Here is a 16,480-nt window from a genome sequence, read left to right on the forward strand (position 1 = left end):
TTCTCCCTAGACGATTCATCGTTCCAAGTGGACTTCATCATTTGATGTCTTTGGCCGGGTCAGTCAGGGGCGCACCCATTTATATTTTTAAGTCGATACATCTATGAACAAACCGTCAGTGAATACGCCGGAAACAGGTTCCGGCTATTTGGAAATATCCGAAAAGGGCTTTGGCTTCCTCCGTTCCCCAGAGAGCCGGTTCCAACCCAAGCCTTCCGACATCTTCGTCACGCCTGATACCATCAAACGCAGCTTCCTCCGTGAAGGGGCCTTGATTAGTGGCACGCTCCAACCGCCGCATCGTGGCAACAGCCCGCAGCTCCGCGAAGTGCAGGCCGTCAACGGCATGCCGTTCTCTGATTACACCAAGCTGGTGCGCTTCGAGAACCTGACCTCCATCGACCCGACGGAAAAGTTCACGCTGGAAACCGCGCCGGACATCCTTGAGACGCGCATCATCGACCTCGTCACGCCCATCGGCAAAGGCACGCGCGGTCTGATCGTGGCACCTCCGCGCACGGGTAAAACGACCATCCTCAAGCAGATCGCCAATGCGGTGACGACGAATCACCCAGAGGTGCATGTGATTGTGTTGCTCATCGACGAACGTCCTGAGGAAGTCACCGACTTCCAGCGTTCCGTGAAGGCCGAAGTGGTGGCCTCCTCGAACGATATGGACCTGGAAACGCATGTGCGTCTCTCCCGCTTCATGATCGAGCGTTGCCGTCGCATGGTGGAATGCGGCAAGGACGTGCTCGTGCTGCTGGACTCCATCACCCGCGTGGCCCGCGCTTACAACAGCGTGCATGGCGGCAGCGGCCGTACGATGACCGGTGGTGTGGATGCCCGCGCTCTGGAAATCCCCCGTAAGATGTTCGCCGCTGCGCGTAATATTGAAGGCGGCGGTTCCCTCACGATTCTCGCCACGGCGCTCGTCGATACCGGTAGCCGCATGGATGAACTGATTTTCCAAGAATTCAAAGGCACGGGTAACATGGAATTGGTGCTCGATCGCAAGCTGTCTGATCGCCGTCTGTATCCGGCCATCGACATCCCGAAGTCCGGCACTCGTAAGGAAGAAAAACTCTTCGCCGCGAAGAATCTGGAATCCATCCGCAAGCTCCGCCGTATGATGGTGGACTTGAACCCGATCGAGGCCATGGAGACCCTTCAGGCCGCGCTCAAGAAGCACAAGACGAACGACGAGTTGCTCGCGAAGCTGATCGGCTAAAAACGCGTTGTCCGCGCAGGCGGCCAAAATATCCCGGCATGTTTGGGTATTTTAAACGTCGTCGTCGCGAACAACTGAAGGCACAGCCTTTCCCCACGGCGTGGCAGGACATCCTGCTGCGCCGTTTTCCTTTTTACGAACGGCTGGACGCCGCAGGCCGCGAAGCCCTGGAAGACCTCATCCAAGTCTTTCTGGGCGAGAAAGTCTTTGAAGGCTGTGGTGGCATGGAGATCACGGATGAGGTGCGGCTGGTTATCGCAGCCCAAGCCTGCCTGCTTCTGCTGAATCGCGATACGGATTGCTATCCCAAGCTGAAGACCATTCTCGTGTATCCCTCTGGCTATTTTGCCAAAGGCTCAGGAAATCACGGTGATCAGCAGGTGGAACACGAGGGGCAGGGCAGGTTGGGTGAATCATGGAATGCCGGTGTAGTGGTGCTGGCTTGGGATGCCACCCTGCATGGTGCGGCCAATGCCAATGATGGGCACAATCTGGTTTACCACGAGTTCGCCCATCAACTGGATCAGGAAGACGGTGCGGCAGATGGGGCGCCTTCATTGCCGGGAGATACCGTTCGCGAGCGATACGGGCGGCATCTGGCGTGGGCACGTATTCTCGGTGAGGAATATCGTGAGTTGCAGGAAGCTATCGAACGTGGGCGCAAGACGGTGATGGATGAATATGGTGGGAGCAACCCGGCGGAGTTTTTTGCGGTCGCCTCGGAATGTTTCTTTGAAAAGCCGCGACAGATGAGGAAGAATCACCCCGCACTCTACGAGGAACTGGAGAAGTTTTATCAACAGGACCCGGAGACGTACCTAGGGAAATAGCATGGCCAAGCGCTCCACAAAAAAGAAAGCACCGGCACCGCGTTCTGTACCCACCACGCGTCCTCCGCTGGACCGCATGATGCGCATCCATCAGGAGATCCAGTTGGGTAAGTATCCGAACGGACCAGGCTTAGCGCGAGAACTGGAAGTGAGTGCTAAATCTGTCCAGCGCGATCTGGAGTTCATGCGCGACCGGATGAATCTGCCGCTGGCTTACGATAAGGGTCGCAACGGTTATTATTACACGGAAGAAGTCGGTGCATTTCCCACGCTGCAAATAACCGAGGGTGAATTGTTCGCGTTGCTGGTGGCGGAAAAAGCATTGCAACAATATCGCGGCACGAATTTCGAGCGACCTTTGGTTTCGGCTTTCAAGAAGATGGCGTCTTCGCTACCAGACACGGTTTCATTGAATCTTGCAGATTGGGAGCAGACCATTTCTTTCCGCACCAGTGCTGAGCCGATCCTGAATCTAGAAGTGTTCGAGTTGTTGAGCAAAGCAGCGGCGGAGCGGAAGCAGCTCAAGCTGGAGTATCGCAAAGGCGGCCAGCGCAATACGGAGGAGCGTGTGGTGGACCCGTATCATCTGGCGAATATCAATGGTGAATGGTTCCTCTTCGCCTTCGATCATTTGCGCAATGACCTGCGGACGTTTGCGCCCGCACGTATCGTAAAAGCGGAGCCGACGGGCAAGAAGTTCGCGCGACCGGAGAAGTTCTCTTTGGAGAAACGGTTGCGTGATAGCTTTGGCGTTCATTCCGGGCAGAAGGAGCAAACGGTGATCATCCGTTTCGATGAGTTTGCGGCGGATTACATCCGGGAGAAACGCTGGCATCCTTCACAGCAGCTTAAAGAGTTGGAAGGTGGCGGCGCGGAATTGACGATGAAGCTATCGAGCCTTATCGAGGTGCAACGATGGATCCTTGGTTGGGGGGGACATGCGCAAGCGGTGGAGCCGAAGGAACTGATTGAATCCGTGAAGAATGCCGTGACCGCGCTGGGTAAGAGTTTGGAGTAAGGTGCTGCCGGATTCTAGCCGGCAGTTTGGGTGACGACGCAATTTGAGACGCGCTGAACTCTCAACAGCGAGAGGAAATCCGACAGGATAAGGCAGAGAAAACAGGCTTCGTCGGATGCGCTCAACTGCCGGCTGGAATCCGGCAGCACGGGCGCTATGGCTAACTATCTCACTGGTTTCACTCCCGGTTGCGTTCCCGGCAAAACAGAGTAGTGTTCTGTTATGGCTGGGCAAAAGAAGCAGCCGGGTACGCCAACGCCAACCCCGTCTCCCAAGCCGGAAACACCCGTTCCCGGCGATTCTACGTCGCTTCCGCTGAACGACCTTTTGAGTCGCGAAGACCTTGATTCTCTTTCCGCTCTCCAATTGCTGGACCTCATCGCTACGAAGATGCCGGCACGGAGCACAGTGTTGCTAGACTTAGTCTATCTGCGTGATCGCATCACGATGATGGAGGAGATGAACGATCAGGCGCGTGAAGTCATCGAGAAGCTGGATCAAGCGGTGGAGAAATTACGTGCGCCAGCTCTGCGCATCGGAACTTTTCTGGCGGCGTTGAAAGATGATCAAGCGCACGTCTGTGTCGGGGGAACGGATTACGTGTGCAAAATAGATCCCGATCTGTCGCTCGCTAGTTTGCAACCTGGCCAACGCGTCCTGTGTAACGAAGCTTTTGCGGTGACGCGCAGTCTTGGTTTCGATCAACACGGGCCGATCGTGCGGGTGGATGAAACGCTGTCTGATGGACGCCTGCGTATAGGACAAGAATCTGGGGTGATGCCGCTGGTGGTGCAGCGTTCGGCGCTCTTGCAGAAGGAGAAGCTCAAGCCCGGCATGGAAGTGCGGTTGGATGCGAATCAACGCATCGCACTGGAGGTCATCGGACATGGCAAGCGAGTGGATCGCACCCTGGATGTCGTAGGTGAAGTGCCTTGGGCAGCGATCGGTGGACAGGCGGAAGCGGTGAAATCCATCCGCGACGCGATCGAGCTGCCGTTCTTGCATCGTGATCTCTATAAGCGTTTTGATCATCGCATCCCGAAAGGGTTTCTTCTGCATGGGCCGCCCGGTTGTGGCAAGACGCTGCTCGGCAAAGCGACCGCTTACAATCTACGCCAGCAATTGAAGCAGCAGACGGGTGTGGATCATCCTGAGTTCTTCCTGCATGTGAAAGGGCCGGAATTGCTCAACATGTGGGTGGGTGAATCCGAGCGACAGGTGCGCGATCTTTTTCAGCAATGCCGCGAACGCGCGGCTGAGGGCTATCTCGCATTCCTGTTCATGGATGAGGCGGAATCGCTGCTAGGGGTGCGTCATGGTGGACGGTTCAATTCCATGTCCAGCACGCTCGTGCCGATGTTCTGTGCGGAGATGGATGGGCTGGAAGCCCTCGCGAATGTGGTGATCATTTTGGCATCGAATCGTGCAGATTTGATTGATCCGGCGATTCTTAGGCCCGGTCGCGTGGATCGGAAAATCAAAGTGGCGCGACCGGATAAGGAAGGCGCGCGGGCGATCTACCAAATTTATCTGCGCGATACGTTGCCGTTGGCAGAGCCGGGGGCTGAGTTGGCCAAGCGCATGGCGGATACGCATTACGCGAAGACGGATGAGAATGCGTTTCTCGAAGTGAATTATCGCAGTGGTCGCAAAGAGACGTTTTATCGGGGTGACTTTGCGAGCGGGGCGATCATTGCGGCGATCGTGGAGCGGGCGAAGGCGGTGGCCATCCAGCGTTCTATTGCAAATGGAGCGGAGTCGCCAATCACGTATGGAGATTTGCTGGCGTCGTTGAAGCAAGAGTATGTGGAAAGCGGCCTGTTCCCGTCGAACGATATGACGGAGGATTGGTTAAAGCTCACGGATCTGGAGCCGGATAATGTGGCACGGCTCACGCCGATACGACCACGCCAGACGACGGGGTATGCGGGGAAGATTATCTAATCCGGTAGGGCGAGACTCTGTCGAGCTGTTGCCAGATAGAGGCGTATTCGCCAGTCAGATAATTTGAAAGTTTAACTTGTTGCCTGAGCATCGTTACAGGCTATCGGGCGCACAAAGGTTTGGCATGGGCTCGAGAGGACTCTCGCCCTACCGGTGATAGTAGATATGGACACGCTGCCGATTTTGTTTGGGATTGAGACGGAGTATGGCATCGCGCGGGATGGCGCTGATGAACTGGATGTCGTGCAGGAATCCATCGATCTCGTCCGCAGCGCGACTATCGCCGGTGTGCGGCAGCGCTGGGATTATTCAGCGGAAGATCCGCATCTGGACATGCGCGGTTTTCGCGTGATGGAACTCAGGCAGGATTACGACGAGGCGAACTACACCCGGCAGGACGAAGAACGTGAACTGAGCTTCGAGGAGATCAAGAGCGACTTGGTGCTGCCGAATGGTGCACGTTTCTACAACGACCACGCGCATCCCGAATACTGCACGCCGGAATGCCGTTCCTTTGCGGACATCGTGCTGCAAGACCGGGCAGGGGAACGTATCGTAGAGGCGTGTGCACAGAAACTTTCTGAGCGACGTGAAGCGAAGGTGCGGGTGTATAAGAACAACACGGATTTCTGGGGGCATAGCTACGGTTGCCATGAGAATTATCTGCTGCCACGTTCGCTAGTGTGGGCGACTTTAGCCGAAGGGATGGAAGCGTTTCTCGTCACACGGCAGATCTTTGCGGGCGCGGGCAAGTTTGGCATCGAAGCGGAGGATTCGTTCGAGGGCCCTGGATTTCAGATCGCTCAGCGTAGTGATTTCTTTAGTGAGTTGCAGAGCGTGGATACGATGCAGCGTCGGCCCATCATCAACACGCGCGATGAGCCGCACGCGAATGCACTCTTGTATCGGCGATTCCATGTCATCATCGGTGATGCGAATATGTCGCCCTTTGCCACGCGCTTGAAGGTTGGCACGACAGCACTGGTGTTGGAAGCACTCGTGCTGGATCCGAAAAAGCGTCATCCGCGATTGGATGATCCGTTGCTGGCTCTCCCTGTTATCTCGCAGGATTTAAGCTATAAATGGGAAGTGAAGTTGCGCGGTGGTGTGCCTAGCACGGCGTTGGAGATTCAGCGGCACTACTTGGAATGCGTGAAGGCGGTATGTGACTTGAGTTCGGTTGAGCGCATAGAATTGGTCAAGGATTGGGAGACGGCCTTGAATGATTTGGAGCAGGATTACCGGCGTTGCCGCGACCGTCTGGACTGGGTGGCGAAGCTGATGTTGGTCCGTGAGTTTCAAGCGGCGGAGAATGTGTCGAATGATGATCCTTGGTTGCGCAGCTTGGACTTGGCTTATCACTTGGTAGATGAGGCGGAGGGATTGCATGCGGGCTTGGAACACGCTGGGGTGATGATTGGTGTGCCGGAGGAAAAGGCGGTGATGGCCGCTGTTAATCAACCGCCCAAGGACACTCGGGCATGGATACGAGGCAAGTGCGTGGCGAAGTTCACGGATGCCGTCATCTCCGCCCAGTGGGACCATGTGACGCTCCAAGGCAGCCGGGGGCGCTTGCGCATTTCGTTGCTGGATTTATTCGCGCCGGAAGACATTTTGCGCTATGCTCAATGCATAGAGCGGGCGGTGACGCCTGATGACCTGCAAGCCATTGCGGAGACATGAGATATGCCTGATCAAAGCCAGAAACAACGGCCGACCGGCCCTTCACCGGGTGGCGGCGGAGGCGAGGGGCCACGGGAACCTCAAGTGGAAAAGCCAAGCACGGAGGAACTTCTGAAGCGCATGCGCAAGGTCGATCCCGACCAGGCGCGGCGCTATCGGCAACGCACCGGCCAATGAACTGACATGAACACCGGGATAGCAGGGGATTTCCTCGGACTGCTCGCGCAGCACAATCTGCGGCCATTGAGCGCAGAGGCTTCTTCACGCGCGCCGGAGCAGACGCACTCCACGACTGTTTTCGCCTTCCGCTTTCGCGATGGCGTGCTGGTGGCGGGTGATCGACGGGCAACAGCGGGTAACATCATCGTGGCGGATGATGTGAACAAGATCATCGAGATCGACCGCTCTTCTGTGCTCGCCATTGCCGGTGTCCCTGCGATGGCGTTTGAGATGGCGCGGGCGATGCAGGTTTCATTCGCTTACTATCGTCGCAGCCAATTACAGCCACTGAGTTTGGAAGCGAAGGTGCGAGCTTTGGCGCGATTACTTCGTGAGAATTTACCCCTGACATTGCAAGGCGTGGGTGTGGTCGCGCCAGTGTTTGCTACGGTGGAGACGCAGGGAGATCGAATTGTTCCGCGAATTTATTTCTACGATCCCTTGGGCGCACAATTTGAAGCGGTGTCTTTTGCGGCATCCGGTTCGGGTTCAGGCACGGTGCGGAGTGTATTGAGTTTTCAGGAACGGTTCGGAGAGGTGAAACCCTCGACGATGACGCTGAAGCAGGCCATCCGTTTCGCGCACAACGTGCTGACGGTGGCGTCGGAATTTGATGCGGCTACGGGTGGTGTCGATCCGACACGGACGCTGTGGCCGATTCTAAAAGTGCTGGATGATAAGGGCGTGCGGGATGTGCAGAGCACCGAGCATCAGGCGGCGCAGAAGGAGGGGGCATGACCGAGGAACCATTTCGCTGGCTGGAGGCGATCGCGAATCGCCGAGACTACGTGCAGCAACAAATCGCAGCGGGCTCACCAGTATTCGCGGTGAGCTTGGAAACAGGTGTGTTGTTGCTCGGCGTGGGTAGCGGGCAATCGAAAGTGTTCGAGATATTCGATCGCCAAGCGATGGCGGCATTGGGACATCCGGCGGATATCGAGCGCGTGCGCCAGATGTTGATCGATGCCGCGCATCTGGAGGCGTTCACGCGGGCGAGTGCAGATGTGAATGTGCGTCGGCTTGTGAGTTTTGGTTTGAGCCCGCAATTGAAACAGAGTTTTGAGCAAGTCTTTCAAGCGCCGTTCCTCATCACCTTGCTGCTGGCTGAAGTTGCTGAGCAGGCGAATCAAGATGTGCTCGTGCAAGTGAACTTCGATGGTGGTTTCCAGATTCAACACGGCGGCGTGATGGTGGCGACACCGAAGCAGGAGCAAGTGGCATCGACGACGGAGTGGCTGAAGAAGCACATCGATCAAAAGCAAACGCCCGAGCGCGCGGCACTGATTCTCTTGCTCGCGTGGGATGCCTTGGTGAGCGGTCAGGCTCTGCCGGAGACCGTCGATGTCTCTGTGAAATTGCCTGATGCCCTGCGTGAAAATCTGAATGGGAAAGTGGTGGAAGCAGCCTTGTTGGAGCGTAAGAGCACCAATGTGGCGCGATACACACCACGCATTCCATTGCTAACTGGCTAAGTCCTATGAATCGCATTGTCGGACTTGAAACCGAGTATGGATGCCTGCTGGCTGAGAGCGGCGTGCCTGCAGGTTTGATTGGCCGCGTGCGCAACTGGCTCTTTGAGAACAACCGTTTCGGCCTGCCTGATTTGCATCAGCGCGATTGGGATGAGCCGGCGGGGAATGGCGGTTTCCTCTTCAATGGTGGCCGTGCGTATGTGGACATGGGCCACTTCGAGTATTGCACGCCCGAATGCCTGACGGTGCGTGATGTCATCAAGTATGATCGCGCAGGGGATGCGATGCTAAACCTGGCCTTGAAGGAGTTGGAGATGACGGAGTTGGCCGGTTTCGTACGGAACAATGTGGATCACTACTCCGGCGCGACGTTCGGTTGTCATGAGAATTATCTCGTGCGACGGCAGGCACCGTTGACGGAAAAGAATGTCCTCTCCCTCTTGGCATTTCTTACGGTGAGACTACTTATGGTTGGCGCGGGAAAGGTTGGTGCGTCACCGGGAGTAGAGCAGGGGAATGCGCCTTTCCCCACAGGTCGCGTGCCGAAATTTCAGATCAGCCAGCGTGCGGATTATATCAATAACGACTTGTTCGAGTGGGTGCAGTTCAATCGCGCCATCATCAATACACGTGATGAACCGCTGGCCGATGGGCGCAAGTATCGCCGCCTGCATCTGCTGCACGGTGATACTTCGGTGCTGCCTTCTACACTAGCGTTGAAAGTCGGCACCACGGCGCTCGTGCTGGATTTGCTGGAGGTGGATCAATTACCTGAGATCGCGTTGTCGGACGCGGTGATGACTTTCCATATCCTCTCACATGATACGGAAGGGCCATGGCTGGTGCATCTGAACGATGGACGGCAGATTGATGCGCTGGAGTTGCTAGACCTGTATCGGCGCAAAGCGCAGAGCGAATTTGGCGGTCGCGATGATGAGACGGATGATGTGCTAAGACTTTGGCAGGGAACGATCGAGCGTCTGTGCAAGAAGAAGGAAGAACTGGTTGGCGTAGTGGATTGGGTGACGAAGCGGTGGCTCTTTGAGCAGTTCGTTACAGAGCAGAATTTGGATTGGGATGATCCATGGCTGAAGTCATTGGACTTGGAGTTCCATCACATTTCACCCGGACGCAGCTTGGCGTTGCCGTTGGATAAGATTGAGGCGGGTTGGACACCTGGCGGCGATGACGTCATCCACGCGTTGCAAACAGCACCGAACAATACGCGGGCAGGATTGCGCTCTCGTCTGATGCAGGAGTTGAGCCGCAGGAGTCTGCGCTACTATGTGGATTGGGAAGTATTGGATGCGGCGGGAGCCAAGACGTTGGAATTATCCAATCCGTTCGAGGTGGAGTCGCCGATAGCGGAGCAGTGGTTAAAATCAGTGGATGAGCCGGGTGATGCACTATCGATTTGACGATTTCACATGGGGGTGCCATCCGGCCTTAGTGAAGGTGATTCTAGGCAATAAAGGTGTGCGTAGCATCTGTAATTTCCTTGCGGCACGCTGGTTGTGTTACCTATCCTGCGTTCAAATGGGGCTAGGAGCGGATGGCCGCTATGGCCCTGTTTTGTCAGTGCGGATGCGCGAGTAGCTCAATTGGATAGAGTGACGGTCTCCGAAGCCGTAGGTTGTGGGTTCGACCCCCGCCTCGCGCACCATCTCTGGCAAAATCAATTCCGTTTGCCTGCGGCGCCCATATGAATTTCAAAAAGTTCTTTATTCCCGGTCAGGAAAAAGTTCATGAGGTGCCCGAGGATGAATTGCCGCCCGACAGACGGAAGATTCTCGTGCTGGATGACGACAAGGATTTCATTTTTCTCCTTAAAGAGTATCTGGTGGACCAGCACTTCGAGGTCACGGCGGTGGAGAACGGCGTGGAAGGAGTGAAGCATGTGATGGCGACGGATTTCGACATCATCCTGTGCGATATGGCCATGCCCAAGCTGCCAGGTGACATGTTCTACCTCGCGGTGGAGCGCACCAAGCCGCATCTCTGCAAACGCTTTATCTTCATGACGGGCCATCGCGGTGATGCAAAGATCGATGAATTCATCCGACGCGTGAAAGGATTGATGCTGTGGAAGCCGTTTGAGTTCTACATGCTTACGGATGCCATCAAGACGGTTCTGAAGAAGAATGCGAATGCCAGTTAAACGGCGCGGCAGTTCTTCACAGATTTCCCTCTACAGTCCCATCATCACTTGGGTGGGACACCCCATCTGGGTTATCCGGTAAAAAATCTTGCCCGGAATGCATAATGCGCGGAAACTTGCGCTCACATTTTTCCGAGGTAACTGAATTCGAAATCACTGATTTATGGGACGCATCTATAACAATATCGTGGAGACGGTCGGGCGTACGCCGCTCGTTCGCCTGAATCGCATTCCGGCCAGCGCAGGCATCGACGCCAGTACGAGCATTCTTTTGAAGTGCGAGTTTTTCAATCCGCTGGGCAGCGTGAAGGATCGTATCGGTATGGCCATGATCGAGGACGCCGAGAAGAGCGGCATCTTGAAGAAAGACACGGTCATCATTGAGCCGACGAGCGGTAACACGGGTATTGCACTTGCGTTCGTGGCAGCGGCGAAGGGATACAAGATCATCCTCACCATGCCAGAGACGATGTCGTTGGAACGCCGCACCTTGCTGGCGATGCTTGGTGCGAAGCTCGTCCTGACGCCTGGCGCAGAAGGCATGCGCGGTGCGATCAACAAGGCTGAGCAATTGGCCAAGGAAACGCCGAATGCGTGGATTCCGCAGCAGTTCGAGAATCCCTCGAACCCGGAGATCCATAAGAAGACGACGGCGGTCGAGATCTGGGAAGACACAGATGGCAAGGTGGACATCTTGGTGGCCGCAGTCGGCACGGGTGGCACGATCACGGGTTGCTGCGAAGTGATCAAACCGAAGAAGCCATCCTTCCAAGCCATAGCGGTGGAGCCGAAGGATTCTCCGGTCATCACGCAAACGCTCAATGGCGAAGCCATTAAACCCGGACCACATAAGATCCAAGGCACGGGTGCGGGCTTTGTGCCGAAGAACCTGCATCTGAAGGATTCGACCGGCAATGCGCAGATCGTGGAAGCGGTGCAGGTGACGAATGATGACGCGTTTGCCATGGCGCGCCGTCTGGCGAAGGAAGAGGGCATCCTCGTCGGCATCTCCACGGGCGCGAATGTCTGGGCGGCTTTGGAAGTTGCCAAGCGTCCTGAGAACAAGGGCAAAACCATCGTCACTGTGGCTTGCTCCACGGGTGAGCGCTATCTGAGCACGGCCTTGGCGGCCGAGGCGAAGGCGGAAGTGGGAGGCTAAACCCCGCTTGATTTTGCGAAGGCCGATGGAATCTTCCATCGGCCTTTTTGCTGTCCCGATGTCGCCCTTAGATAAGGAATGGCAAAAAACAGCCCAAAATAGCTAAAGATTTTGCTTTTCTCATAAATACGAACACGTAGCTTTGCCCGCCTATGGAATTGACTGTGATTTTGTTGAAGCCTGACTGCGTACAGCGGAACCTGATCGGTGAGGTGATCGGCCGCTTTGAGAAGAGCGGGCTGAAGGTGCGTGCTTGCAAGATGATGCAACTGACGGATTCGTTGCTGAAGGACCACTATTCCCATCTGGCGGACAAGCCGTTCTTCCCGGAGATCGCTGGCTTCATGAAGTCGGCCCCCGTGGTCGCGATGATCTTGGAAGGCGAGAATGTCATTGTGAAGGTGCGTGACATGGTCGGCCCGACGGACTCCACAAAGGCACCGAAGGGCAGCATCCGTGGTGATCTTGGCAAGACGAAGATGGAGAACATCGTCCACGCTTCGGATACACCAGAGAATGCGGCTGCGGAAGTGAAGCGCTTCTTCAAACAGGAAGAGATTTTCTAAGATCTTCCGAACAGATTTGCAGGCCTGCCATCGAAAGATGGCAGGCTTTTTCGTTTCGGGGAAATATGTGAAAGATCAAGGCGGTCATTGCCTTGGCTTTTTTTGCTGTGTCAATTCCAAATCTTATTGCCTAAAAATATGACAACGGAGTTGCAGTCTTGCTTATTCAGATCTACTCTTAGGTCGCCAAACGGGGAGACACTTAAAACGCAATCAAGCAAGCTGTACCTGTTATGCGCATACGTCATCTCTTTCCCGTATTGGGGCTGGTCACTCTTTTGGGCGTAGTTCCCAGTGGTCATAGCCGGGTTCCAGTCGCCACCAACGACACCTATTCTATAGCGAATGATTTGACGTTGAACGTTTCGGCTCCAGGTGTGCTGGTCAATGATTTTGACAGCAACGGTCACGCGAAGACTGTAGTGGCGCTGGAATCCAAGACGTTCACTTTCAATGGTATCACCTTTGATCAGGCGTTGACCCCCAATGTCTATCTAACACTGACAGCCGGTACCTATAGCAATGCGACGGTGACTGCGGAACCGAATGAGACAGCGACCGAAGTCGCTGGCTTCCCGGATTCTGCCGTTGGTTTCCAGGGATTGTTGTCAATCGGACATCAGTTCCGCGATGAATCGACTTTCTTCGGCACGAAAGCATTGAACCTTCCCCGGGGAAACGCAGGCACCACCGAGCGAAGCGGTTTTGAGTTGAGCTGGGCCTCGGGCGTGATGCTGACCAATCTTTCCGGGGATGATTTTGTGGTCTTTGAAGCGGGTGGTGTGAATGCGCCGGAAGCATTTATGGTTCAGGTACATAATTCCGTCGATGACGTCTGGACACCGTGGGTTTATATCGGTTCTCAATCTTCGGCTCCCTACGACGGCGGCAGCTCCATCCTTCACGCCACCAAGTTCAATCTGGATACTTTCGGTATTCCGGCGAATGGCCGCGTTGACCGCATCCGGCTCGTGAACATCACCAGCGCGGATCGCATGCAGAGTGCTGGCGAAGGAATAGTATTGCCGGGAGATAACGGTGCCACCAGTGCCATCGTCCCCGATCCTCCTGGATCGGCGACAGCTTATACAGGTGGTTCACTCGATCCAGATATTGTTTACGTCGGCGTGCTTCACATCTTGGGTGCGACCATACCCGCTTACTCTGCTACGAGCGAGCTGGGAGCCACCGTGGTGGTGAATTCAGATGGCAGTTTTAGCTATGATCCTTCGGCTTCCAGCGCTTTGCAGGCTCTGGCTCCGGGCGAAACTTTGGAAGATACTTTCTACTACCTGGTCACGGACGGAAACTCGGGTCATGCCAAGGGCTTGGTCACAGTCACGGTTTCTGGTGCGGCCAGCACGCGTCCGGCGCTGACCATCACCCTGTCAGGCAGCGATGTGATTCTCCGCTGGCCAAACACGACGGGTTACTACTTGGAATCGACTCTTTCCCTGAGTGAACCCGCCTGGGAGGGAGTGGAAGCTGTGCCGGAAGAAGATGGTGACGATCTGACGCTGACATTGAATGCCAGCATAGGGAACGCCTTCTTCCGACTGGCCTACGAGGCTCCTTAAGGCGTTTACAAGACTGTGCAAGCAATATTTGGCAATCGTAAGGGCGCCCCTTGAATGAGGGCGCCCTTTTGCTAGTGTGGATGCATGTCGTTCGTGAATGAATTCAATGCGCTTCCGTTCCCGGCCTTGTTAGACGTGGCCCAGACGGCGGGGCGCGAGCGCGTGCAGCAGGTATTGCAAAGGTCACCTGCGAGTCTCGCGGATTTTGCGGCTTTGCTGTCGCCTGCTGCCGGTCAATCCTTGGAAGAGTTGGGCCGCCGTTCTCAGATGATGACGAAACAGCGTTATGGCCGTGTCATCCGTTTATTCGCGCCGCTCTACCTTTCCAACGAATGCATCAATAACTGCAAGTACTGTGGTTTCTCCCGAGACAATCCCATCTTGCGCGTCACGCTTTCCGTGGATGAGGTATTACATGAAGCCCATGCTCTGAGAGAACAAGGCTTCCGTAATGTGCTGGTGGTGGCGGGAGAGCATCCCAAATTTGTCTCCAACGGTTACTTGGCAGATTGCACCCGCGCGCTTCATGAAGTGCTGCCGAGCGTCTCGCTGGAAGTCGGCCCGATGGAGACAGAAGAATATCGGCCAATCGTGGAAGCGGGTGCGGACGGCTTGGTCGTGTATCAGGAGACTTATGACCGCGGGCTTTATGCCGAGATGCATACGGCTGGACCGAAACGCAATTTTGACTGGCGCTTGGAAACGCCTGAGCGTGCTTACACTGCCGGGTTCCGTCGTTTGGGCATCGGCGCGTTGTATGGTCTGGCGGATTGGCGTTATGAAGCCATTTCTGTGGCTGCTCATGCGCAATATCTCCTGCGTCATTGCTGGAAATCTCAGGTGACTATCTCGTTACCACGCTTGCGTCCTTGCGCTGGTGAGTTTCAACCGCTGACTCATTTGGGCGATCGTGAACTCGCACAATTGATCTGCGCGTTCCGTTTATTCCTGCCGGATGTAGGTTTGGTGCTGTCCACGCGTGAACCGGCGCGATTGCGCAATGGTTTAATACCGCTGGGCATCACGATGATCAGTGCGGGCAGCCACACAGAGCCGGGCGGCTATACAGGGGCGGGCAAGGATCGTATACATCGTACGGAGAAGGGGCGGATCGTAGAGCTGGCGGTAGGGGCGAGCGAATGGTCTGCACCGGCAGATCGCAGCACGAATGCGACTGGACAATTCGACATCGCGGATGAACGCTCACCGCAGGAGATGGCGGAAGTGTTGCGCCGCCTTGGCTATGAGCCGGTATGGAAAGACTGGGATGCCGCCTTGACGGCGTGATGATGCTGCGGATTCACCTCCAACTGTTGTTGTTGCTGCTGTCGTTGATGCCGCCTGGTCAGGCATTCAGCGCGGAGAATCCGCCTGTTTGCATCGTCTGTGGAGAAGCGGTCAAAGCCGGGCAGAAATATTTCGTCTACGAAAAGCATCCCGCCACAAAAGGCACGGTGGCCATCTGTGCCACCTGCAATGAGCTGAAGTTGCATTGCAGCAAATGCGGTTTGCCGGTGAAGGAGACGGCTGAGAAGACGGAGGATGGGCGGTATTTTTGCCCAGTCTGTGTGCCAGTGACCGCATTGAAGGATGACGAGATCCGGAAGACGTTCGGTGCCGCCGCAAGCACGCTGGACAGTTTGAGCAACGGAAAGATGAGGCTGAAAAACACGACCGTCACGGTGAATGTTTTCGACGTGGATTATTGGAACAGCAAACTGGGAGAACGTGACAAGGGGGTGATGCAGCGGCATGGGCTGTCCACTTCACGCCCGGTGGGCAATGGGATGGTGCATACGGTGCTGCTGCATCGCGGGTTGTGGAAGGATGAGATGATCGCGGTCTGCGCTCATGAGTACACGCATCTGTGGATCAATGAGAACAAGCCGGAGAGCCGGATGATCGAGCCGCAGACGATCGAGGCAGTGTGCGAGGTGGTGGCGCTGGCGCTGATGGAGCATTTGCAGATGCCGGGACAGGTGACGGCCATCATGGAGAACACGTACACGGAAGGTAGGATCAAACCGGCTGCCCAGTATTACAAGGTGCATGGATTGAATCGGGTGCTGGACTGGGTGAGGGAGGGGAACCAGCCGGTTTTTGATGAAGGGGATTTCGCGAATGCCTCAAAGGAGGAGGCATCCGTGGTGTGGCCAGCGGCGGGGGTGGCCTATAAAAAGGATTTTACCGCTTTGAAGTTGAAAGGAATCATCGGCCAGAACGAGAAGGCAGTGGCGTTGATCAATGACAAGACGTTTGCCAAGGGCGAGGAGCGCAAGATGGAGATCGCCGGGAAGAAGGTATTGGTGAAGCTGCTGGAGATCGGCGAGGAATCGGTGACTCTGCAGGTAGAGAACAGCAAGGAACCGGTAAAGCTAACGAGGGAGTAAGATGGATAATATTGTGACCGCCAATGGACGTGAATTGCCGCTGGAGCGACCGTGCTCATTGACGGACTTCCTTACGCGCCAGCAGTTGCTGCCCAAGAGTGTGGTGGTGGAGCTAAATGGTGAGGCTGTGCCGCCCTCCGAGTTCGGCGCGCGCATGGTAAAGCCCGGGGATAGGCTGGAGATAGTCCGCATAGTGGCGGGAGGATGAGCGATTTGTAGCCAAAAAGTTTGGC

General features: G+C 55.7%; 16 protein-coding genes and 1 tRNA gene. All 17 read left to right on the plus strand.

Going from position 1 to position 16,480, the window contains the following annotated elements; all coding sequences use genetic code 11:
- Nucleotides 1-103: 103 nt before the first annotated feature.
- Nucleotides 104-1,231, plus strand: a complete 1,128-nt coding sequence (gene rho / locus VGH19_10905; GenBank protein HEY1171869.1) for a transcription termination factor Rho — start codon at nt 104-106, stop codon at nt 1,229-1,231.
- A gap of 38 nt (nt 1,232-1,269) precedes the next feature.
- Nucleotides 1,270-2,061, plus strand: coding sequence for a M90 family metallopeptidase (locus tag VGH19_10910; protein HEY1171870.1), 792 nt, complete (start codon nt 1,270-1,272; stop codon nt 2,059-2,061).
- A 1-nt stretch (nt 2,062) separates the two neighbouring features.
- On the plus strand, nt 2,063-3,079 hold the full coding sequence (locus VGH19_10915) for a YafY family protein (protein HEY1171871.1): 1,017 nt from the start codon (nt 2,063-2,065) through the stop codon (nt 3,077-3,079).
- 222 nt (nt 3,080-3,301) lie between these two features.
- Nucleotides 3,302-5,023 carry an AAA family ATPase gene (locus VGH19_10920; protein HEY1171872.1) on the plus strand — a complete coding sequence of 574 codons (1,722 nt, stop codon included), beginning with the start codon at nt 3,302-3,304 and terminating at the stop codon, nt 5,021-5,023.
- 165 nt (nt 5,024-5,188) lie between these two features.
- Nucleotides 5,189-6,706, plus strand: coding sequence for a proteasome accessory factor PafA2 family protein (locus tag VGH19_10925; GenBank protein ID HEY1171873.1), 1,518 nt, complete (start codon nt 5,189-5,191; stop codon nt 6,704-6,706).
- 3 nt (nt 6,707-6,709) lie between these two features.
- The gene (locus tag VGH19_10930; protein HEY1171874.1) at nt 6,710-6,883 is read left to right on the plus strand and encodes a ubiquitin-like protein UBact; all 174 of its coding nucleotides are present in this window, start codon (nt 6,710-6,712) and stop codon (nt 6,881-6,883) included.
- A 6-nt stretch (nt 6,884-6,889) separates the two neighbouring features.
- Complete coding sequence (locus VGH19_10935) at nt 6,890-7,663, plus strand: proteasome subunit alpha (GenBank protein ID HEY1171875.1); 774 nt, start codon at nt 6,890-6,892, stop codon at nt 7,661-7,663.
- A complete protein-coding gene (locus tag VGH19_10940) occupies nt 7,660-8,397 on the plus strand; it encodes a hypothetical protein (GenBank protein ID HEY1171876.1) in 738 nt (245 codons plus the stop codon). Before VGH19_10935 ends, VGH19_10940 begins: the two co-directional genes overlap by 4 nt.
- A gap of 5 nt (nt 8,398-8,402) precedes the next feature.
- Nucleotides 8,403-9,815 (plus strand): proteasome accessory factor PafA2 family protein, encoded by a 1,413-nt coding sequence (locus VGH19_10945; protein HEY1171877.1) that lies wholly within the window; start codon nt 8,403-8,405, stop codon nt 9,813-9,815.
- Between the two features lie 168 nt (nt 9,816-9,983).
- Nucleotides 9,984-10,060 (plus strand) — tRNA-Arg (locus VGH19_10950).
- 39 nt (nt 10,061-10,099) lie between these two features.
- Nucleotides 10,100-10,555, plus strand: a complete 456-nt coding sequence (locus VGH19_10955; GenBank protein HEY1171878.1) for a response regulator — start codon at nt 10,100-10,102, stop codon at nt 10,553-10,555.
- A 163-nt stretch (nt 10,556-10,718) separates the two neighbouring features.
- Nucleotides 10,719-11,714: a cysteine synthase A gene (cysK, locus tag VGH19_10960; GenBank protein HEY1171879.1), complete on the plus strand. Its 996-nt coding sequence runs from the start codon at nt 10,719-10,721 to the stop codon at nt 11,712-11,714.
- A gap of 152 nt (nt 11,715-11,866) precedes the next feature.
- On the plus strand, nt 11,867-12,280 hold the full coding sequence (gene ndk / locus VGH19_10965; GenBank protein ID HEY1171880.1) for a nucleoside-diphosphate kinase: 414 nt from the start codon (nt 11,867-11,869) through the stop codon (nt 12,278-12,280).
- A 233-nt stretch (nt 12,281-12,513) separates the two neighbouring features.
- Nucleotides 12,514-13,857, plus strand: coding sequence for a VCBS domain-containing protein (locus VGH19_10970; protein HEY1171881.1), 1,344 nt, complete (start codon nt 12,514-12,516; stop codon nt 13,855-13,857).
- A gap of 84 nt (nt 13,858-13,941) precedes the next feature.
- Nucleotides 13,942-15,144, plus strand: coding sequence for a 2-iminoacetate synthase ThiH (gene thiH, locus VGH19_10975; GenBank protein HEY1171882.1), 1,203 nt, complete (start codon nt 13,942-13,944; stop codon nt 15,142-15,144).
- On the plus strand, nt 15,111-16,247 hold the full coding sequence (locus VGH19_10980) for a hypothetical protein (protein ID HEY1171883.1): 1,137 nt from the start codon (nt 15,111-15,113) through the stop codon (nt 16,245-16,247). Before thiH ends, VGH19_10980 begins: the two co-directional genes overlap by 34 nt.
- 1 nt (nt 16,248) lies before the next feature.
- The gene (gene thiS, locus VGH19_10985) at nt 16,249-16,455 is read left to right on the plus strand and encodes a sulfur carrier protein ThiS (protein ID HEY1171884.1); all 207 of its coding nucleotides are present in this window, start codon (nt 16,249-16,251) and stop codon (nt 16,453-16,455) included.
- The last annotated feature ends 25 nt before the right edge of the window (nt 16,456-16,480 follow it).

Source organism: Verrucomicrobiia bacterium (assembly GCA_036405135.1).
Classification (GTDB): Bacteria; Verrucomicrobiota; Verrucomicrobiia; order Limisphaerales; family JAEYXS01; genus JAEYXS01.